Source organism: Bradyrhizobium sp. SZCCT0153 (assembly GCF_018129995.1).
Lineage (GTDB): Bacteria > Pseudomonadota > Alphaproteobacteria > Rhizobiales > Xanthobacteraceae > Bradyrhizobium > Bradyrhizobium japonicum_G.
In genome coordinates this window covers 283649-304458 of the sequence record NZ_JAFCKS010000007.1, presented here as the reverse complement: position 1 = coordinate 304458, position 20810 = coordinate 283649, and the positions used below count along the sequence as shown (strand labels likewise).

Here is a 20810-nt window from a genome sequence, read left to right as displayed (position 1 = left end):
GACGTCGGCAAAGCCGTTCTTGAGATAGAAGCGGCGGAGCAGGTCGCGGTCGGCTTCGACGCGGTCGGGATCATAGACGTCGCCGCTGCCGAGGAAGCTCAGCAGGTTCGTTTCGCGCGTCTTGATGACGTCGCGCAGGCGATAGGACGAGAACGCGACGTTGCCGACGAACTCGATCGACTTGACGCCGGTCTTGGCGCCCTCCTGGACCGTGAAGATGAGGTCGACGCGGTTGTTCGGCTGCTCGATGATCTCAGGCGTGACGTGAACGTCGTAGCGGCCGGAGCGGCGATAGATTTCGGCGATTCGCAGCGTGTCGGACTGCACCATGGCGCGGGAGAACGTGCCGCGCGCCTTGGACTGCACTTCAGCGGTGAGCTGCTCGTCCTTGATCTTCTTGTTGCCCTCGAAGGCAATGCGCCCGATCACCGGGTTCTCCACCACGGAGACGATGATCTGGCCGCCGGAGCCGCGGTTGATCCTCACGTCCTGGAACAGGCCGGTCTCGATCAATGCCTTGAGGCCGTCGTCGATGGCGCCCTGGTCCAGACGACCGCCCGGACCCGGCTTGAAATAGGAGCGGATCGTCTCCACCTCGACACGGCGATTTCCTTCGACGGAAATCGACTGCACGGTCTGCGCAAGCGCAGACGACGACACAAAAGCAGCCCCAACCGGGACAACCACCGGCGCGCCGAACATGATCAGGGTTGCGAGCAAGCCCCCCCGGAGTCGCAGTCCAAACTTCATTGCGCGATGCGCCCTTATCATTCCGTACCAGACCCAACCCCAAAGCCGGTCTGGAGATTCCCCAAGTTCAGGCCGCTTGTAGCCAATTTCCCCGACGCCGCAAACGGTCGAGCGCGCCGTAATTTCAATTTCATTCCAAGACGTTGCCCAAGAGCAACGCAATGAGTAACGCCACAAAAAAGCCCCTATCAGGAGGCCGCCATCCGAAGGATGTCATTGTAGGTCGCAAACACCATCAGCATCAGCACCAGACCGAGCCCGATTCGGAACCCCACCTCCTGAGTTCGCTCGGACAGCGGACGGCCGCGGACAACCTCCGCCGCATAGAACATAAGGTGGCCACCATCGAGCAGCGGGATCGGGAACAGGTTCAGCAGGCCGATCGACACCGACAGCACCGCGCAGAGGTTGATGACGAACTGGAACCCGGCGCTGGCCGCCTGCCCCGACATCTTCGCAATGCCGAGCACGCCGCTGACCTCGTTGGGGTTGCCGTTTCCGACAAACAGCGAGCCCAGGAATTTGAAGGTGCTGGTGATGATGAACCAGACCTGCTCGACCCCGATCCTGAGCGCTTCGCCGACGCCGACCGGCGCGGTCGAGGCCTCACCGGCCTGGGACTTGTGCTCGACGCCGAGCACGCCGAGACGGTGGCTGTTGCCGAACGGATCCTTGCGCTCGAGCAGCGCCGGCGTCGCGGTCAGCGATACGATGGCGCCGTCCCGCTTGACCTGGAAAGCAAGTGCCGAACCGGCATTCATCGCAACGATTCGCTGCATGTCGGCGAAGCTCTCGATCGGCTTGCCGTCGATCTGGACGACGACGTCCCCGATCTTGAAACCGGCCGCGGCAGCTGCGCCGTCGGCGACGACGCCGTCCACCCGCGCGATCGTGCTCGGCTTGCCGTAATACAGGGCCATGCCGGCGAAGATCAGCGCGCCCAGGATGAAATTGGCGATCGGTCCGGCGGCGACGATGGCGGCACGCGGGGCGACCTTCTTGTGATGGAAGCTGCCGGCGCGCTCCTCGGCCGTCATGGCCGCGAGCGCCTCGGATGACGGCGTCGAGGCCTCGCTCTCGTCCCCGAAAAACTTGACGTAGCCGCCGAGCGGGACCGCCGAAATCTTCCAGCGGGTGCCATAGCGGTCGTTGAAACCGACCAGCTCAGGTCCGAAACCGAGCGAAAAAGTTAACACGCGAACGCCCGCCCAGCGCGCGACCAGGAAATGGCCGAGTTCATGAAAGAACACGACGATGGTCAGGACAAACAGGAAGGGAACCGCGTAGCCGAGGAGCCCATGGCTCAACGTATTGAAACTATGGACAAAAAAGTCAATCATCGAATTCCCTCATCCAGCGCCGCAAGGCCCTGGCCCCGAACCATCTAGGATGCCTTTAAGGCAATTTGAGGCAATAGGGCGGCAGCTCTATTTCGCGCAACATGGTCAACAGAAATTGCATCGTCGGCAGAGGCCAGCGGCGCCTGATTCCCGCCGCGAACCCAGTCGTTTAGCGTCGCCTCGACCAGCCGGGCGATCGCGCCGAACCGGATCTTGCCGGCGATGAAGGCGGCGACCGCGACCTCGTTGGCGGCGTTGTAGACGGTGGTCGCCCCCTTCCCGGTCCGGAGCGAATCGAAGGCCAGGCGCAGGCCCGGGAAACGCTCGAAATCCGGCGCCTCGAAGGTGAGCTGACCGATTTTGGCCAGATCCAGCTTGGCCGCCGGGCCCTTGATGCGGTCGGGCCAGCCGAGACAATGCGCGATCGGCGTGCGCATGTCGGGTGCGCCGAGCTGGGCCACGACCGAGCGATCGGAAAACTCGACCATGCCGTGGATGATCGACTGCGGATGAACCAGCACGTCGATCTCGTCGGGCGAGAGCGCGAACAGGTAGGAGGCCTCGATCACCTCCAGCCCCTTGTTCATCATCGAGGCGGAATCGATCGTAATCTTCTGGCCCATGCTCCAGTTCGGATGCTTCAGGGCCTGCTCGAGCGTGGCCTGCTCGATGTCGGCGGGCTTCCAGGTCCGGAACGGGCCGCCCGAGGCCGTGATGATGACGCGGACGAGCTCGTCGCGATTGCCCGAGCCGAGCGCCTGGAACAGCGCGTTGTGCTCGGAATCGGCCGGCAAAATGCACGCGCCTGCTTTCGCCGCACGCTGCATGAAGAAATCGCCCGCGCAGACAAGGCATTCCTTGTTGGCGAGCGCGACATGCGCGCCGCGATCGACCGCCGCCAGCGCCGGCTTCAGTCCGGCAGCGCCGCTCACGGCCGCCATCACCCAATCGGCCGGACGCGCGCCGGCCTCGATCACCGCGCTTTCGCCGGCGCCGCATTCGGTGCTGGTGCCTGCGAGCGCGGCCTTGAGCTCGGCGAGCTTCGAGGTGTCGGCGATCGCGACGAAGCGCGCGGAAAATTCCTTGGCGAGCTTTGCCAGCGCCTCGACATTGCTGTTCGCCGTCAGCGCCTCGACGCGGTAGCGCTCGGGAGAGGCGCGCAGCAGATCCATCGTGCTGTCGCCGATCGAGCCGGTGGCGCCGAGGACCGTGACGCTGCGGACGGCAGGCGCCGCAGCCTTGTTGTTACGCAATGGGACCGCGCTCATATCCTCACCAAATCATAAGACCGCTTCCGGCGCTATGCACACCATGGCGGAGGAAGCCGATAATCCATGCCACCAGGATGGCGGCGACAAAACCGTCCAGACGGTCCAGTAACCCGCCGTGACCGGGGATTAAGTGACTGGAATCCTTGACATCGAAGCGCCGCTTCACCGCGGATTCGAACAGATCGCCGGCCTGCGATACCACCGACAGGACGGCGCTGACGAGCAGCAGTGGAACCGCCTTCCCGATCCCGCAGGCGGCAAACCCCGCTGCGACCGCAAGGCTCCCGGCAAAGCCGCCGAACGCTCCGGACCAGGTCTTCTTCGGACTGACGCGCGGCCATAGCTTCGGCCCGCCAATGCTGCGCCCGGCGAAATAGCCGCCGATATCGGTCGCCCACACCACCAGCAGCACGAACATCAGTGCGGAGAAGCCGTTGACGAGATCCTTCCGCACCAGAATCGTGGCCAGCAGCGCCGCCGATGCGTAGGCAAATCCGGTCGCCGCCCAGATGAACTTTCCGCGCGCGATCAGCGTCACGATCGCGCCGCCGACAAATCCGGTGATGATTGCGGTCTTGAGTGCGCCGAAGGCGACGCAGGCCCCCATCATGGCGATCACGATCGTCCCTGCCCCCGTCAGCGCGGCCGAGCCTGCGCCCACAACCATCAGCCATTCCGCGAACAGCCCGATCGACACCAGAGTGACGAGCAGCGCCCACAGCCAGCCGCCGGCATAGGCCAGCGCAATGGTGAGCGGCGCCAGCACCAGTGCTGCGAGGACCCGCATCACGAGATTACTCGGGGCAGGCTTCGCGCCGGCCGGTGCGGCGTCGGGTTCGCTCACGAGGCGGTTTTCGCGACGAGACCGCCGAAACGACGTTCGCGCCTGGCGAATTCGGCGATCGCGCCTTCCAGCGCCGCCTTGTCGAAATCGGGCCAGTGGATCGGTACGAAGACGAGTTCGCTATAGGCGGCCTGCCACATCAGGAAATTGGACAGGCGCTGCTCGCCGCTGGTGCGGATGATGAGATCGGGATCGGGAATGTCGGGCGCGTCGAGATGTGCGCCGAGCGTCTCGGCGTCGATCGTGTCAGGATCGCGCTTGCCGTCCGCGACTTCCCGCGCGAGCTTCTGCGCCGCTTTCGCGATCTCCTGCCGCGAGCCGTAGTTGAAGGCGACGACGAGCGTGAGGCGCGTGTTGTCGCGCGTCAGCTCCTCGGCCTCGTTGAGGAGCGCGCAGATATCGCCCTCGAGCCCTTCACGTTCGCCGATGATGCGGACCTTGACGCCGTCGCGATGCAGGCTCGCAAGATCGTTGCGGATGAAGCGGCGGAGCAGACCGAAGAGATCGCCGATCTCACTCGCCGGGCGCGACCAGTTCTCGGAGCTGAAGGAGAAGATGGTGAGATAGCGGATGCCGAGCTCGTGCGAGGCGCGAACTACGCGGCGCAAGGCCTCGACGCCGCGGCGATGACCTTCGGCTCGCGGCAGGCCGCGCGCAGCCGCCCAACGCCCGTTGCCATCCATGATGATGGCGACATGCGCAGGCGCCTCGGACCGATCGGGTCCCTCCGTTGCGGGCGCGGCGGCGTTGGACATGAGGCGGCCTTAGACGGTGAGGATTTCTTTTTCCTTGGCGGCCAGCAACTGGTCGATCTCGGAGATCGTGCCGTCGGTCGCCTTCTGCACCTCGTCGGCGTGGCGCTTCTGGTCGTCCTCGGACATCTCGTGATTCTTCTCGAGCTTCTTGAGAACGTCGAGACCGTCGCGGCGGACGTGGCGCGCGGCGACCTTGGCGGCCTCGGCGTATTTGTGTGCGACCTTCACCAGCTCCTTGCGCCGTTCCTCGTTGAGCTCGGGGATGCGCAGGCGCAGCACCTGGCCTTCGGTCGCGGGCGACAGGCCAAGATTGGAATCGACGATCGCCTTCTCCACCGCCTTGACCATCGACTTGTCCCAGACCTGCACCGAGATCAGCCGCGGTTCCGGCACGCTGACGGTGGCGAGCTGGTTCAGCGGCATGTGGCTGCCATAGGCCTCGACCTGCACCGGATCGAGCATCGAGGCGGCGGCGCGGCCGGTGCGCAGGCCGCCGAGCTCGTGCTTGAGCGACTGGATGGCGCCCTGCATGCGGCGCTTCACTTCGTTGAGGTCGAAAGTACCCGTGGCCATCACGCTTCTCCTTCAAAATCCCGGCAACCGCTCCGCGCCCTCCCTTGGGGCGCGCCAGATGAGCCGTCAGCCGGCGACGATGGTTCCGTGGCCGCCGCCACGCAATACCGCGCCGATCGAGCCCGGCTCCGCGATCGAGAACACGATGATAGGCAGCGACGTCTCGCGGGCAAGCGCGAAGGCGGTCGCGTCCATCACCTTGTAGCCGCCCTCGATCGCCTGTGAATGCGTCAGACGGTCGAACCGCGTCGCCGTCGGATCCTTCTTCGGGTCGGCCGAGTAGACGCCATCGACATTGGTCGCCTTCAGCACCGCCTCGGCGCCGATCTCGGCGGCGCGCAGCACCGCGGTCGTGTCGGTGGTGAAGAACGGATTGCCGGTTCCGCCGCCGAGCAGCACGATCCGGCCTTCGGCGAGATATTTGTGCGCCGCGGTGCGGGTGAACAGCTCGGAAATCTCAGGCATGACGAAGGCCGACAGCGTGCGCGCCGGCGTGCCCTTGCGCTCGATCGTCGCCTCCAGCGCCAGGCAGTTCATCATGGTGGCGAGCATGCCCATGGTGTCGCCGGTCGTCCGGGAGACGCCACGCGAAGACACCTCGACGCCGCGCACGATATTGCCGCCGCCGATCACCACCGCAACTTCGGTGCCCAGCTGGCGGGCGGCGATCAGATCGTCCGCGACCCGGTCGACTGTCGGCTGGTCGATGCCAAAACCCTGCGGTCCTGCGAGATATTCGCCGGACAGCTTGATCACGACGCGACGATAGACCGGATCAGTCATGAGCACTTTCCTTGTCCGGGCGCCGCTTCCGGCAGCACGCCGGAAGGAACGTTCCGGCGCTTACTTCTTGCCGCTGGCCGCCGCGACCTCGGCTGCGAAGTCGCTTTCCTGCTTCTCGATTCCCTCGCCGAGAGCATAGCGCACAAAGCCCGCGATCTTCACGGTGCCGCCGACCTTGCCTTCGGCTTCCTTCACCGCCTGCGCCACCGACTTGCCGGTGTCGTGGATGAAGGCTTGCTCGAGCAGGCAGACTTCCTTGTAGTAGGTCTTGAGGCCCGACTCGACGATCTTCTCGATCACGTTCTCGGGCTTGCCCTGCTGGCGATATTTGTCGGCGAGCACGTCCTTCTCGCGCTTGACGACCGCCTGATCGAGGCCGGACGGATCGAGCGCAAGCGGATTGGTGGCCGCGATATGCATCGCGATCTGGCGGCCGAGCGCTGCGAGCTCGTCGGCCTTGCCGGGCGATTCCAGCGCAACGATCACGCCCATCTTGCCGGCGCCGTCGATGACGGCACCATGGACGTAGTGCGACACCACGCCCTGGCTCACTTCGAGCAAAGCGGCGCGGCGCAGCGTCATGTTCTCGCCGATGGTGGCGATCGCGTCATTGATCGCGGTCTCGATCGTGACGTCGCCGACCTTGGCCGCCTTGATCTTCTCGACATCGGCGCCGACGTCGAACGCGACCTGGGCGATCATCTTGACGAGGCCCTGGAACTGGCCGTTGCGCGCGACGAAGTCGGTCTCGGAGTTGACCTCGACCACGACGCCCTTGTTGCCCTTGGTGAGCGCGCCGATCAGGCCTTCGGCGGCGACGCGGCCCGACTTCTTGGCGGCCTTCGACAGGCCCTTCTTGCGCAGCCAGTCCTGCGCGGCTTCCATGTTGCCGTCGTTCTCGGTCAGCGCGGCCTTGCAATCCATCATGCCCGCGCCGGTCGACTCGCGCAGGTCCTTGACCATCGCAGCTGTGATCGTTGCCATCGTTGAATATCCTTTTTGCCTGCCGGTTCGCCGCGGCGCGGCCCGATCGCCTCGCCGCGGTCCATCTCAGGAATTCGCGTCAACTGAAATGGCGGCCGGATCTCATCCGGCCAACCCGTCGCTCTTTTCGACTATTCCGCTTCCGCGGTCAGCGCCTTGGCCTTGGCCACCCAGGCATCCGCCCGGCTCGGCAGACCGACTTCTTCGCCGATCTTGTGCGCGGTGTCGTGATCGAGTTCGGCGAGCTGCCAGAAGTGGAAGATGCCGAGGTCGTTGAACTTCTTCTCGATCGCACCCGACACGCCCGGGAGCTTCTTGAGATCGTCGGAAGTGCCGCGCGGACCGGCAAGGCCCTGGAAGCCGCTGGTGGCCGGCAGCTCTTCTGCGACCGGTCGAACCGAAGCGCCGACGTCGATGCCGGAATCGCCCTGGGCGCGCGAAATGCCATCGATCGCTGCGCGCGCGATCAGATCGCAGTAGAGCGCGATCGCGCGGCCGGCGTCGTCATTGCCCGGCACCACATAGGTGATGCCCTTCGGGTCCGAATTGGTGTCGACGATCGCTGCGACCGGGATGTTGAGCCGCTGGGCTTCCTGGATCGCGATGTCTTCCTTGTTGGTGTCGATCACGAAGATCAGGTCGGGCAGACCGCCCATGTCCTTGATGCCGCCGAGCGAGCGGTCGAGCTTGTCGCGCTCGCGCTGAAGCGTCAGGCGCTCCTTCTTGGTGTAGGAGGAGGCATCGCCGCCGGCGAGCACGTCGTCGAGATGACGCAGGCGCTTGATCGAGCCCGAGATCGTCTTCCAGTTGGTCAGCGTGCCGCCGAGCCAGCGCGAATTGACGAAGTACTGCGCGCAGCGCTTGGCCGCGTCGGCGACGCCGTCCTGCGCCTGGCGCTTGGTGCCGACGAACAGGATGCGGCCGCCCTTGGCGACGGTGTCGCTGACCGCCTGCAAGGCGTTATGCAGCAACGGCACGGTCTGCGCGAGATCGACGATGTGGATGTTGTTGCGGGCGCCGAAAATGAAAGGTGCCATTTTCGGATTCCAGCGGTGAGACTGGTGACCAAAGTGCACGCCGGCTTCGAGGAGCTGGCGCATAGTGAAATCGGGCAGTGCCATCGTTCTAATTCTCCGGTTGGTTCCTCCGGAAGCGTGTGAGCAAAACGGAGCGTTGTCGCCCCGGCTGCCACCGGACGGCCTTATGAGCCATGCTTCCGTGTGAGATGGCGCGCTGTATAGCGCGATTTGGGCCAGAAGCAAGGAAATAAGGGCCTTTCGAGGGCGGTTTTCGTCCCCCGATGGCCCCTTCCGTCAAGGACACGCTGCGCCCTAACGCATGATCCGGAAAAGCGCCAAGCGGTTTTCCGGAAAGATCATGCTCAAACAACAGCCTAAAACGCGGTCGCGCCGGTCCCGATCCCGTCGCCCTTCAGCACTTGGGCTGGTTCGGCGGGCACTTCTTGGCCGCCGGCGGCGGGGCTGCGGGACGCGGCGGCGGTGCTGCCGGGCGCGGCGGTGGCGGCGGCGCGACGGTCACCCGGGGTGGCGGCGGTGGCGCAGGCCGGGCCACCGGCGGTGGTGGCGCGGGGCGCGCCATGGGCGGCGGCGCCGGCCGAGCGGCCGCCACGGGCGGAGCCACCCGGGCCGGCGGCGATGCGATGCGCGGCGGAGGCGGCGGGGCTGGACGCGCCGCGGGCGGCGGAGGCGTTGGTCTCGCCACGGCCTGAGGGCGCGGTGGTGCCGAGGGCCTGGCAGCCTGTGCCGGAGCGGTCGACGGCCGATTCTGTGGCCTGACCGGCTCCCGCGCGGCCGAGGGCGGCGGCGCGACCGGTCGTCCGGCCGCGCCGGGAGGCGTGCCGGCAGGCGAGCCAGCCGGCGCATGGGTTGCGGACTTGCCACGATCCCCCGGCCCGGTTCCGGGTGCCGTCTGGGCCACCGGCGGCTTCGGAGGTTGGCCGGGCACGCCGGCCGGGTTTGCCGTGGTGGGCGCGGCCGTCGCCGGCGCGGCGGCGGTGGGCGCAACGGGACGAGCCGGCAGCGGCGCACCGGGAGCGGCAGTCGTCGGCGCCCCCGGACGCGTCGGCGGCGTCACGCCGGGCGCAGTCGCCGTCGGTGGCACGGGTCTGCCGCCCGGCAAAGGCCCTGCCCCCGCTGGCGGCACGGGCGGACCACCCTGGGCCCCGGGGACCGGCAGCGTGTTGGCCTGTGGCAGCCTGGCCGGTGGCACAGCGGATGGCGCTGCAATCGGCGCGACATTGGCCGGCGTCGCCGGAGGCGTCCCTGGCCTCGCTGCCGGCTGCATCGTCGCGCTCGGCGGCATCGGCGCCTTGCCCTGCTGAATCAGGGCGGCGCGCTGCGTGACCGCCTGCGGCAAGGCTGCACCGGCCGGATTGGCGCGGCCGGCAACTGCAGGCGCGAGATTGGCCGGACCTGCCCCTGCCCCCACGCCCGCGGCAGGTGCCGGCGGCCGGTTGATCACGGTGTTGATGACCGTGGTGTTGTGGATGTTGGCATAAATGATGTTGTTCGGCGGCGGCGCGACATAGACCGGCGGCCTGACGAACACCGGGATCGGCACGAACATCGGCTGCGGCAGCACGAACAGGCCGATCACAGGCAGCGGCGGCTCCAGCACGACGAAATCCGGCGGCGGCGGCGGCAGATAGTAGACCGGCGGCGGTGGTGGCGGCGCGAAGCCAAAATCGGGATCGCTGAAATACAGCACGGGACGGTCGACATAGACGACCTCCTCCGGCGGCGGGGGCGGCACGTCGTAGTCGATCATCGCGAAGGCCGGCGGCGGCTCGAGCGGCGCGGTGAGGATCGCGAGGCGCCGGCGCGCATCGCCTGCATGCGGGCCGCGCGGATAGCGGCGCAGATACGACCAATAGGCTTCCGGCGTGTCGGTGCGATAGGTCCGCCGCCAGGTGATCGCCTCGCGGCGCGCCGCAACGATCGCCATCACGCGCCTGGACATCGGATCATTCGGATAGGCCGCGAGAAATTCCTCATAGGCCGGCAGCGTGTCACGCGTGAGCGCGGCGGCGTAGGCGTCCTGCACACCGAGATCCCGGATCGGCTTGTTGCGGATCGCAGCGACCTGGTCGGCCGAGGCCTCCGGCGGCGGCGCGTCGGGCCCGCGATCGAAGAATGAGAATTGCGCGCTGATTTTCTGCTCGTTCCAGGGCACCTGCGCGCCCTTGGAGGCCTCGTTGACGCGCAGGCGGACGCGATCGAACACCTCAGGCAGCGGCAGGCCGCCGGTGCGGATCATCTCGGCCAGCGACTGCGCATAGATGCCGTAGGGCCCCGGCTCCTCTGGCGCCACGGTGCCGGGCGCGGCATTGAAGGCGATCAGCATGTTCGGATCCGGTTCGACCAGCGCAAGCCCGCTCGCGATCTGCTGGCCGCCCTCGATGAAGGGCTGCGCACGCGCTGCGTCGAGCACGACGATGTTCGCCTTGAGCGGAACCGCCGCGAGCTGGCGCGCGTAGTCGCCGATGCGCAAGGCCTCGGTCGGAATGTCGGTGTCGCGGGTGATGTTGGAATCGACCGGGATGAAATAGTTCTCGCCAGCAAGCTGCACGCCGTAACCGGCCAGATAGACCATCGCGACGGTGCCGGGGCCCGAGGCCTGCGCCTTCTGGATGAAGTCGCGAAAACTCTTTCGCAGCGTGTCGCCGTCGAGATCGCGGGCGCCGACGACGTCGAAGCCCGCCGCTTGCAGCGTCTGCGCGATCAGGCCGGCATCGTTCGCGGTCGTCGCCAGCGGCGACTTGGCATAGGCGCCATTGCCGACCACGAGCGCGATGCGCTTTTCCTGCTGCTGCGCGCGCGCCGGATCCCGCGCTGCCCCGGCAAGGACCACGATCGGCAGGAAAAGGCAGATGAAGACTCTGAGCGTCCCACGCATGGCTTGCTTGCCCGCCTTTGTTGTTGAGGTGCCACCACGCATCAAGCGCGCGGCCGGCTGAACGGCACTTGAACGAAAGGCTCTGATAATGAAAGTTTTGAAAACGAAAGGCTTGATAACGAAAGGCTTGGATTGAGGCGGCGGCATGGCGCCCGGCGCCTCCGCCAACCCTTGCGCCAAACCCTTGCGCAAGACTCCTGCGCAAGGCTCCTGCGCAAAGGCTCCTGGGTCAGGCTTGCGTAAGCGTCGCGCCGACGAACAGCGCGGCGACGGCTCGTCAGCCCTGCGCGATCAGATCGACCGTTCCCGTCGCAAGCCGGTAGATGCCGCCGACGACCTTCAGCTTGCCCTGCTCGACAGCCGCATTGAGGATCGGCGCGGCCGACTTCAGCTTGGCGACGTTGTCGATCACGTTCTGCCGGATCGCCGCGTCGAGGACGTTCCCGCTTTGCTGCATCGCGGCCTTGGCGGCCGGCGCGATCGCATCGACCAGCGAAGGGATGTGTCCCGGCGGCGGCTTGTTGTCCTTGATCGCCTTGAGCGTCGCATCGACCGCGCCGCAACTGTCATGGCCGAGGACCAGAATCAGCGGCGCGCCCAGCACCGCGACCGCGTATTCCATGCTGGCAATGGTCTCGGTGCCGGCGAAATTTCCGGCGACGCGGCAGACGAACAGATCGCCGCGGCCGGTGTCGAAGGCATATTCGGGCGCGATCCGCGAATCGGCACAGCTCAGCACGGCGGCAAACGGGTTTTGCCCGCCGGCCAGCGCCTCGCGCTCGTGCTTGAAATCGTGCCGCCGCGACACGCCGATGACGTAGCGGCCATTGCCTTCCATCAGGCGCTTCAGTGATGCCTCGGGAGACAGCACGTTCTGCGGCTTTGGCGGCGTCTTGGTCTCCTTGGCGAAGGCTTTGCCGGCGAAGGCAAGTCCGAACGCGGCAGCGCCAAACAGCATCGCGGACCGCCGCGACGGCCCGGTATTTCCATGCAGAGATTGAGAGCACTTGTCGCACATGTCGCGCTTCCTCCCGGCGAGGTGGACGATGGTACCGCCGCGATCATAGCCGCTATGACATGACGAAACCACAAACGTCGGTGCGGGCGGCGCCCCAACTCTTGGGTGTCGTCAGAACGACGCGTTCACCGGTCTTGCGTGCGCCTATTCCGCCAGCCGCAGTTCGGCGATTGTAGTCCTTGCGGCCGGTTCGTCCAAAGGCGGGAAATCCATCGGCCTCTGGTTCTTGCAACCGGCTGCAATTTCGTGCGTGCTGCTACAGCTGCTGCACGTCCACCACGCCCGCGACCGCCTTGATCGCACCGGCGATCTGCGGCGAGACCTTGAAGCGGCCGGGCAGCTTCATCTCGACCTCGGTCTCGAGGTCGAGCATCATCACCAGCGAGACCTCGCCGTCGCCGTTGGAGCGCGGGGCAATCCCCGGGCTGCCGACCTTTGGCGCGGCTCCGTTCGAAGCCGCCATCTCGGGGCCGGCCAGACGCTTGGCGATCGAGTCCAGCGGCTTGGTGTCGCGCACGAAGATGCGCAGGCCCTTCTGCGTCTTGGCGGCAGCGTCGTCCAGCGGCTCGGCATGCAGCACGCGGGCGCGGACGTCCTCGCCCTGGAGCTCGGCACCGAGCTGGAGCAGCACGGCGGCGCCCGGCTCCAGCACGTCGCGATATTGCGCGAGACCTTCGGAGAACAGCACCGCCTCGAAGTGACCCGTGGGATCGGAAAGTCCCATGATGCCCATCTTGTTGCCGGTCTTGGTCCGCCGCTCCATCCGCGACACCACGGTGGCGGCGACCTTGCCCGCGGTGGCGCCGGTCTTCACCGCGCGCGAGAACTCGGCCCAGGACTGCACGCGCAGCCGCTTCAGCACGGTGGCGTAATCGTCGAGCGGATGGCCGGACAGGAAGAAGCCGATCGCATCATATTCGCGGCGAAGCCGTTCGGCGGGCAGCCAGGGCTCGACCTGCGGCAGCATGATGGTCGGCGCATCGGCCGCGCTGCCGAACATGTCGTTCTGGCCAATGGTTGCAGCTTCATTCGCCCGCTGGCATGCGGCGAGGATCGAGTCGGCGCCGGCAAAGACCCGCGCCCGGTTCGGCTCCAGCGTGTCGAAAGCGCCCGCGGCGGCGAGGCTTTCGATGATGCGCTTGTTGATCGCGCGCGGCGACACCCGCGCGGCAAAGTCGGCGAGCGAGGTGAACAGGCCGTTCCGGGTCCGCTCCGCGATGATCTGGTCGATCGCCTGGATGCCGACGCCCTTGAGTGCGGCAAGCGCGTAATAGATGGTCTTCTCGCCGACCTCGAAGGTCGCACCGGACCGGTTGATGTTCGGCGGCTCGACCTTGATCCCGAGGCGCTGCGCCTCGGACCGGAATTCGGAGAGCTTGTCCGTGTTGTTCAGATCGAGCGTCATCGACGCGGCGATGAACTCCACCGGATAATGCGCCTTCATGTAGGCGGTGTGGTAGGATACCAGCGCGTAGGCCGCCGCATGGCTCTTGTTGAAGCCGTAATCGGCGAACTTGGCGAGCAGCTCGAAGATGGTCTCGGCCTGCCCTTTCGGCACGCCGTTCTTCACCGCGCCAGCGACGAAGATGTCGCGCTGCTTGTCCATCTCGGCGCGGATCTTCTTGCCCATGGCGCGGCGCAGCAGGTCGGCATCGCCTAGCGAATAGCCCGACATCACCTGCGCGATCTGCATCACCTGTTCCTGGTAGATGATGACGCCGAACGTCTCCTTCAGGATCGGCTCCAGCACGGGATGGAGATATTCCGGCTCCTCGTCGCCGTGCTTGCGCGCGCAATAGGTCGGGATGTTCGCCATCGGGCCCGGGCGATAGAGCGCGACCAGCGCGATGATGTCCTCGAAGCGGTCGGGCCGCATGTCGACCAGCGCGCGCCGCATGCCCTGGCTTTCCACCTGGAACACGCCGACCACCTCGCCGCGCGCCAGCATCTGGTAGCTTTCGGCATCGTCGATCGGCAGCGTGGCCAGATCGATGTCGATGTTGCGGGGCTTGAGCAGCTTGCAGGCGACGTCGAGCACGGTCAGCGTCTTCAGGCCGAGGAAGTCGAACTTGACGAGGCCCGCCGGCTCGACCCATTTCATGTTGAACTGGGTCACCGGCATGTCCGACTTCGGATCGCGGTACATCGGCACGAGCTCGCTCAACGGGCGATCGCCGATCACGATGCCGGCCGCGTGGGTCGAGGCATGGCGCGTCAGGCCTTCGAGGCGTTGGGCGATGTCGAAGGCACGCGCCACCACCGGGTCTTCGTCACGGAACGCCTGCAGCTTCGGCTCGCTCTCGATCGCCGCGGCCAGCGTCACGGGCGCTGCCGGATTCTGCGGCACCAGTTTCGTGAGCTTGTCGACCTGGCCGTAGGGCATCTGCAGCACGCGGCCGACGTCGCGCAGCACGCCGCGTGCCTGCAGCGTACCGAAGGTGATGATCTGCGCGACCTGGTCGCGTCCGTAGCGCTGCTGCACGTACTGGATCACCTCGCCGCGGCGGTCCTGGCAGAAATCGATGTCGAAGTCCGGCATCGAGACGCGTTCCGGATTGAGGAAGCGCTCGAACAGCAGGCCGAACTTGATCGGGTCGAGGTCGGTGATGGTGAGCGCCCATGCCACCAGGGAGCCTGCGCCCGAGCCGCGGCCCGGCCCGACCGGAATGCCCTGCCCCTTCGCCCATTTGATGAAGTCGGACACGATCAGGAAGTAGCCCGCGTATTTCATGCGCATGATGACGTCGAGCTCGAACGCCAGGCGCTTGTTGTAGTCCTCGTCCGTCGTGCCTTGCGACAGGCCGTGGACGCGCAGGCGGTTGGCGAGCCCCTCCTCCGCCTGGCGCTTCAATTCGGCCGCCTCGACCGCGGCAGCATCGGAGCTTGCGGCGGCGCCGACCGTGAAGAACGGCAGGATCGGCTTGCGCGTCATCGGACGGAACGAGCAGCGCTCGGCGATCTCGACCGTGGAGGCCAGCGCCTCCGGAATGTCGGCGAACAGCACCGCCATTTCCGCACGGGTCTTGAAGCGGTGATCGGGCGTGAGCTGAACGCGATCGGTCTCGGCGATCAGCCGCCCGCCGGCGATGCAGAGCAGCGCATCATGCGCCTCGTAATCGTCGGTCGCGGCGAAATAAGGCTCGTTGGTCGCAACCAGCGGCAGGCCCTTGGCGTAGGCGATGTCGATCAGCCCGCTCTCGACGCGCCGCTCCTTGTCGAGGCCGTGGCGCTGCAATTCGACGTAGAGGCGGTCGCCGAACAGGCCGGCCAGGCGCTCGCAGCGCGTGGCCGCAAGCTCGGCATAACCGCCGGCAAGCGCCAGCGAGACCGGCCCGTCCGGTCCGCCCGTCAGCGCGATCAGGCCTTCGGTCTCGCCCTCGAGCCAGTCGAACTTGATATGGGGGTCATGGGTGTCGGGCGTCTCCAGGAACGCCCGTGAGTTGAGCCGCATCAGGCTGCGATAGCCGCGCTCCTGTGCGGCCAGCAGCACGATGCGCGACGGCAGCAGCGCGTTGCGCGCATTGGGATCCTGGTCGGCGAAATCGATCGCCAGCTCGCAGCCGACGATCGGCTGGATGCCGGAGCCCGCCATCTTGTCGGAGAACTCCAGCGCTCCGAACATGTTGTCGGTGTCGGTCAGCGCCAGCGCGGGCTGATGGTCCTTCTTGGCAAGCTCGGCGAGCTTGGCGATCTTGATCGAGCCCTTCAGCAGCGAATAGGCCGAGTGAACGTGAAGGTGAACAAATCCGGCGCTCGGCATGGTCGCGTGACGGCCTCTTGCAGGTGGATGGAGCGGTCGCCGGCCCCGGGGGATCACAAGAGGATGATCACAAGAGGATCATGGGAACATCCTGCACCCGCCCGGCCGACTCGCTTCACAATGGTGGGGTGTCGCGCGACCAGAGTCCACGCCGGAGCGGCGGATCGGCCGCGTCGTCCTGCTTTTCCCCAACCAGGCCCGCACCTAGAGCTGCGGAATCACCTGGGCCCAGATCGCGATCATCCCGACGAACAGTGCAATCGACGCCAGTGCGGCGGCTTCTTCCACGAAAATCCTGAACATGGCCTACTCCCTCGCTGGAACGTATGAAGAACATTGTTCTCATTTCGTTCTCGGAAGTCAAGCGCGCTCGACCACTTCAAAATGCGATGGTTAACTCGCTGAATTTACGCAACAAAAAAGCCCCGGCACGAGGCCGGGGCTTTCCGCAACCGCTCGAAATGAGCGATCTGTATCAGTAACGGCCGATGATCGGGCCGCCGAACTTGTAGTTCAGGCGGACGAGGCCCATGTCGACGTCCTGCGCGGTATGGATCGCCAGAGCACCGAAGCCGCCGGTCAGGGTCTGATCCTTGCCACCCAGGAAGATGTGGTTGTATTCGGCGCCAACCGACCAGTTCGGCGCGAAGCCGTACTCGAGGCCTGCGCCAACCGTGCCGCCCCAACGGGTGTCGTTGGCCGATGCAAGCGACACCCCGGCGAGAGAAGCGTCGTACTTGGTGCTGACCACAGCCGCACCGCCCTTGACGTAGAGCAGCACGTTGTTCCAGGCATAACCGACCTGACCGGTGACCAGACCGAACGCATCGATCTTGGTGTTGTTGGTGAAGCCGGAGATCGCGCCGACGTGGCTGCCGGAGAAGTCAGCCCAGTTGCCCTGGCCTTCCAAGCCGAACACGAACTGTCCGGACTGCCAGCGATAGCCGACCTGACCACCGACCGTGCCGCCGGTCGCATCGTGCGAACCGTCGCGGCCGAACCCGACCAGATCCCAGGTCGCGTGCGACGAACCGCCGCCGCCGTTGATACCGATGTAGAAGCCGCTCCAGTCGTAGATGGTGGCGACCATCGCAGGCGCCTTGGTGTAAGGCCGCGCCGCGAGATCAGCAGCCAGCGCCGGCGCAGCCGCGCCGAGCGCGACAAGGCTTACAGCGGCAAGCAACAAATTCTTTTTCATTTGAATCCCGTTCCAGTTTCGTCGTTAGGCCCCCGGGCCGTGGCGTCGTCATAACAGCGCTCGACGGAATTGCTGTAACCTCGACGCAACAGTTCGAGCCAAAGGCCCCTGCTCGGTTAACGGATGTTTATCAGCGCGCGCAGGAAACCCTTTGAAACAAGTGTTTTCATGAGTTCCATTGTTCATTGCACGGCGTATATTGCATCTGCGCGCAAGGCACCGACGCACGCACGATTGCGTGATTGACGAATGAGATGCGTGACGAATCGCGCTCCCCATTGTCGCCACATTTGCGCTCGCGCTGAGCGCAAGCACTTGGGCGCAAGCACTTGGGCGCAAGCACTTGGGCGCAAGCGCTTGGCCGCAAGCAGTTGGGCGCATGCGCTCGGTCCGCATCATGCGTTCTGTCTCACCGCAGATGAATGACCGGGGCTGCGCAATTGCTCGTGCGACAGTCAAGCGCGCCGATCAGGGCACCCCCAACGCTCGCGGCCAAGCATGCCTACCAGGTCATGGATGCGATCACCGCAATGGACAGCGCGGCGGTGACCAGGATCAGGGATTGATAAATCCAGAGCCGACGGCGGGTCATTGACGCGCCTCCCTCGAACACCAGAGACGCTCGGCGGCAACGGTGCCTGTTGAGGCAAATCAATGAATGCTGCGCTATAGCCTGAAGAGGGCAAAGGCGATCAACGCCACCGGCAGCAAGCCGAGCACAATCACCAGAATGCGAAAACGCAACTCGTTTCCCATGGGGAAAAGGTTAACTGCACCAGGCCCCTGTGTGATGTGCAGTTTGTGCCAGTTCGGACCTATTGCGCCGGCCGCGGACCGGAAGGGCTCAGCCACTCGTTCATGTGAGCGGCTGTCTCGGCTTGATCGGCCTTCCTCAGAAGTTCGTCGCGGCGAATGCTGGGTGGCATGCCTTCGGCTTGCTTGCGCAAATTCCTCGCCTCCTTGTTCAGGCGATCTCCGAGCGTCGATGATGGCTTGATGCGAATTCGCACGTGCTACTCCTGGATGGGCGGGAGCGCAACCGGCGTTCTCATCACCGGCAACTGCCAAGGACCGGGCGGTGACGATCTCCAACGCGCCAGAACCGGAACGGTTGCCCGCCTCGAGGCGAATTAGGTAACCGCCATCTGCGATCGCAAGCAGGCCAGCCAGCCGCCGACTCGAGTGGCCGCGGAGCCAGCCGCGCTCGACAGGCCTCGCCGATCATCGTCCAACATCGGGGTTCGTCCGTCACTACGCGTGCCTCCATCGCCCAAATCGGGAGGCTGATATGCGGCCTGCCCTGCGTTGGGCCTCCGGTGTTGACGTAGACTGGGACCGGTTTAAGTACGACAGACAAATCTTGCAGGGGTGGCGACGTTCGCTGGGCTGGTTCCCGTTGACGCCACCAATGCAGGACACATGACCTCGCCCCAAGCGACAGCGCCCCGCGCGCATCCGACCGCGGCTTCAGCTTCCCCCCGTCTCGCCATCGTCCTGTTCTCGCTCGCGATGGGCGGCTTTGCGATCGGAACCACCGAATTCGCGTCGATGAGCCTGCTGCCGTTTTTCGCCGCAGACCTCGGAGTCGACGAGCCGGCCGCGGGCCACGCGATCAGCGCCTACGCGCTCGGCGTCGTGCTGGGCGCGCCACTGATCGCCGTGCTCGGTGCGCGCTTCGCGCGGCGCACGCAGCTCTTGGTCCTGATGGCCGTGTTCGCGCTCGGCAATGCGCTCACCGCGCTGGCGCCGGGCTTCGGCTGGATGATCGCGGCGCGTTTCCTCTCGGGATTGCCGCACGGCGCCTATTTCGGCATCGCAGCCCTGGTCGCCGCCTCGCTCGTTCCTCAACATCGTCGTTCGCAGGCAATCGGCCAGGTGATGCTCGGCCTGACCGGCGCCACCATCATCGGCGTGCCGCTCGCCAATCTGATCGGCCAGGCCGTCGGCTGGCGCGCGAGCTTCGGCCTCGTGTCGCTGCTGGCGCTACTCACGATGATGCTTTGCGCCCTGTTCGCCCCGCGCGACCAGGCCGGCAGGTCCGATCCGCTGCGAGAGCTCGGTGCGCTGAGAAGTGGCCGCGTCTGGATCACGCTGGCGATCGGCGCCATCGGCTTCGGTGGCATGTTCGCCGTCTACACTTATCTGGCGACGACGCTGATCGAGGTCACCAAGGTCAGCCCCGCGGTGATTCCGTTCTTCCTGGCCGTGTTCGGCATCGGAGCCACGCTCGGCAACCTGTTCGTGCCGCGCTTTGCGGACCGCGCGCTGATGCCGACGGCCGGCGTCATCCTGCTGTTCTCGGCGGTCGCGCTGCTGCTGTTTCCGCTTGCCGCCGGCAATCCCTGGCTGCTTGCGGCAGACATCTTCGCGATCGGTGCCAGCGTCTCGCTCGGCGCCATCCTGCAGACGCGGCTGATGGACGTCGCGGGTGATGCGCAGGCGCTCGCCGCCGCGCTGAACCATTCGGCCTTCAACACCGCCAATGCGCTCGGCCCTTTCCTCGGCGGCCTTGCCATTCGCGAGGGGCTGGGCTGGACCTCCACAGGTCCCGTCGGCGCCGCGCTGGCGGTTCTTGGTTTGCTGATCTGGATGGTGGCCTGGCGCGATGCCGGGTCCGCTCCGGTCGCGGTCACCTCGGGGCGCAAGGTCGCTCCGCCGGAGAACACTCCGGCAAGAGCCGCGCCGCCACTGGCACCGGGTCGTCGAAGCCGTTCGGATGCGGCCAGAGATCCGGTGGCGTGAGGTCGCCGGACCGGGCGTGAGACGTCTCGGACTCCGACCTCGGTGGCCTCAACCGGCCATGGTCACGATCAAAGGTCCCTGACGGGTGGCGATCACGGTGTGCTCGTACTGCACGGTCGGCGCCTCCGGGCTGCTGTAGAGCGTCCACGGATCATCGCCGTCCTGAGCCCATTCGGCGCCCAGCGACAGGAAGGGCTCGACGGTGAACACGAGTCCTTCGCTCATGACGCGGCGTTCGGAGGAGTCCGGCCATGTCGCGATCTCCGTCGGCTCCTCATGCAGCGACAGGCCGACGCCGTGGCTGGCGAGATTCCTGACCAGGCTGTAACCGTTCTTCCGCGCAAAGCTCCCGATGGCCTGACCGATGCCGGCAATCGGTTTGCCGGCGCCGACCTGCCGCAGCCCCGTCCACATCGCGCGCCTGCCATCCCTGCAAAGACGCTCGATCGCGCGGGTTGCAGGCGGAACGGCGAACGAGGCTCCCGTATCCGCAAAGAGCCCGTTCTTCTCGGCGGAAACGTCGATGTTCACGAGGTCGCCTCGCGCGATCCGTCGCCCGCTGGGGATGCCGTGAGCGATTTCCTCATTGACGCTGATGCAGGTCGCTCCGGGAAAATCATAGGCCAGCTCCGGCGCCGAACGCGCACCGGCCGCCTCCAGAAGTGTTCGCCCGATCCGGTCGAGCTCGGAGGTGGTCATGCCCGGCTCGAGCGCCTTCCCCATCGCCTCCAGGGTATTGGCGACGATGCGTCCGATCTCTTTCAGGCGGGTGAGGTCGTTGTCGTCCGAGATTGTCATATCACGGGTCTAGCGCTTGCGACCCTGGCTTGCAAACCGCAGAGGCCGTTCCAAAGGAGCCAGCTGCACTCGACCTGAA

At 66.0% G+C, this 20810-nt stretch carries 15 protein-coding genes; 1 reads left to right on the top strand and 14 read right to left on the bottom strand.

Annotated elements, in window-relative coordinates; genetic code table 11:
- The 13 genes from JQ572_RS28135 to JQ572_RS28075 all read right to left on the bottom strand — a co-directional run.
- Nucleotides 1–750, bottom strand: a 750-nt coding sequence (locus tag JQ572_RS28135) for a POTRA domain-containing protein (RefSeq protein WP_283814096.1), incomplete at its 3' end; no start/stop codon positions are given.
- A gap of 188 nt (nt 751–938) precedes the next feature.
- Nucleotides 939–2090: an RIP metalloprotease RseP gene (gene rseP / locus JQ572_RS28130; RefSeq protein WP_211386078.1), complete on the bottom strand. Its 1152-nt coding sequence runs from the start codon at nt 2088–2090 to the stop codon at nt 939–941.
- 44 nt (nt 2091–2134) lie between these two features.
- Nucleotides 2135–3358: a 1-deoxy-D-xylulose-5-phosphate reductoisomerase gene (dxr, locus tag JQ572_RS28125; RefSeq protein WP_211386077.1), complete on the bottom strand. Its 1224-nt coding sequence runs from the start codon at nt 3356–3358 to the stop codon at nt 2135–2137.
- A 4-nt stretch (nt 3359–3362) separates the two neighbouring features.
- Nucleotides 3363–4205: a phosphatidate cytidylyltransferase gene (locus JQ572_RS28120; RefSeq protein WP_211386076.1), complete on the bottom strand. Its 843-nt coding sequence runs from the start codon at nt 4203–4205 to the stop codon at nt 3363–3365.
- Complete coding sequence (locus JQ572_RS28115; RefSeq protein ID WP_211386075.1) at nt 4202–4960, bottom strand: isoprenyl transferase; 759 nt, start codon at nt 4958–4960, stop codon at nt 4202–4204. The genes JQ572_RS28120 and JQ572_RS28115 overlap by 4 nt, the downstream gene beginning before the upstream one ends.
- Nucleotides 4961–4969: 9 nt before the next feature.
- Nucleotides 4970–5533 (bottom strand): ribosome recycling factor, encoded by a 564-nt coding sequence (gene frr, locus JQ572_RS28110; RefSeq protein ID WP_211386074.1) that lies wholly within the window; start codon nt 5531–5533, stop codon nt 4970–4972.
- A 66-nt stretch (nt 5534–5599) separates the two neighbouring features.
- A complete protein-coding gene (pyrH, locus tag JQ572_RS28105; RefSeq protein WP_211386073.1) occupies nt 5600–6316 on the bottom strand; it encodes a UMP kinase in 717 nt (238 codons plus the stop codon).
- A gap of 60 nt (nt 6317–6376) precedes the next feature.
- Nucleotides 6377–7300, bottom strand: coding sequence for a translation elongation factor Ts (tsf, locus tag JQ572_RS28100; protein ID WP_211386072.1), 924 nt, complete (start codon nt 7298–7300; stop codon nt 6377–6379).
- 131 nt (nt 7301–7431) lie between these two features.
- A complete protein-coding gene (locus tag JQ572_RS28095; protein ID WP_007603625.1) occupies nt 7432–8421 on the bottom strand; it encodes a 30S ribosomal protein S2 in 990 nt (329 codons plus the stop codon).
- Nucleotides 8422–8731: 310 nt separating this feature from the next.
- Complete coding sequence (locus JQ572_RS28090; protein ID WP_211386071.1) at nt 8732–11215, bottom strand: caspase family protein; 2484 nt, start codon at nt 11213–11215, stop codon at nt 8732–8734.
- Nucleotides 11216–11492: 277 nt separating this feature from the next.
- Nucleotides 11493–12233 (bottom strand): carbonic anhydrase, encoded by a 741-nt coding sequence (locus JQ572_RS28085; RefSeq protein ID WP_211386070.1) that lies wholly within the window; start codon nt 12231–12233, stop codon nt 11493–11495.
- A 256-nt stretch (nt 12234–12489) separates the two neighbouring features.
- The gene (gene dnaE, locus JQ572_RS28080; protein ID WP_211386069.1) at nt 12490–15993 is read right to left on the bottom strand and encodes a DNA polymerase III subunit alpha; all 3504 of its coding nucleotides are present in this window, start codon (nt 15991–15993) and stop codon (nt 12490–12492) included.
- 475 nt (nt 15994–16468) lie between these two features.
- A complete protein-coding gene (locus JQ572_RS28075; protein ID WP_211386068.1) occupies nt 16469–17191 on the bottom strand; it encodes an outer membrane protein in 723 nt (240 codons plus the stop codon).
- A gap of 1419 nt (nt 17192–18610) precedes the next feature.
- Here JQ572_RS28075 and JQ572_RS28070 point away from each other — a divergent pair.
- Nucleotides 18611–19933, top strand: coding sequence for an MFS transporter (locus tag JQ572_RS28070; protein WP_211386067.1), 1323 nt, complete (start codon nt 18611–18613; stop codon nt 19931–19933).
- Nucleotides 19934–19981: 48 nt separating this feature from the next.
- On the opposite strand, the gene map is transcribed toward JQ572_RS28070, so the two are convergent.
- Nucleotides 19982–20731, bottom strand: coding sequence for a type I methionyl aminopeptidase (gene map / locus JQ572_RS28065; protein ID WP_211386066.1), 750 nt, complete (start codon nt 20729–20731; stop codon nt 19982–19984).
- Nucleotides 20732–20810: the final 79 nt, after the last annotated feature.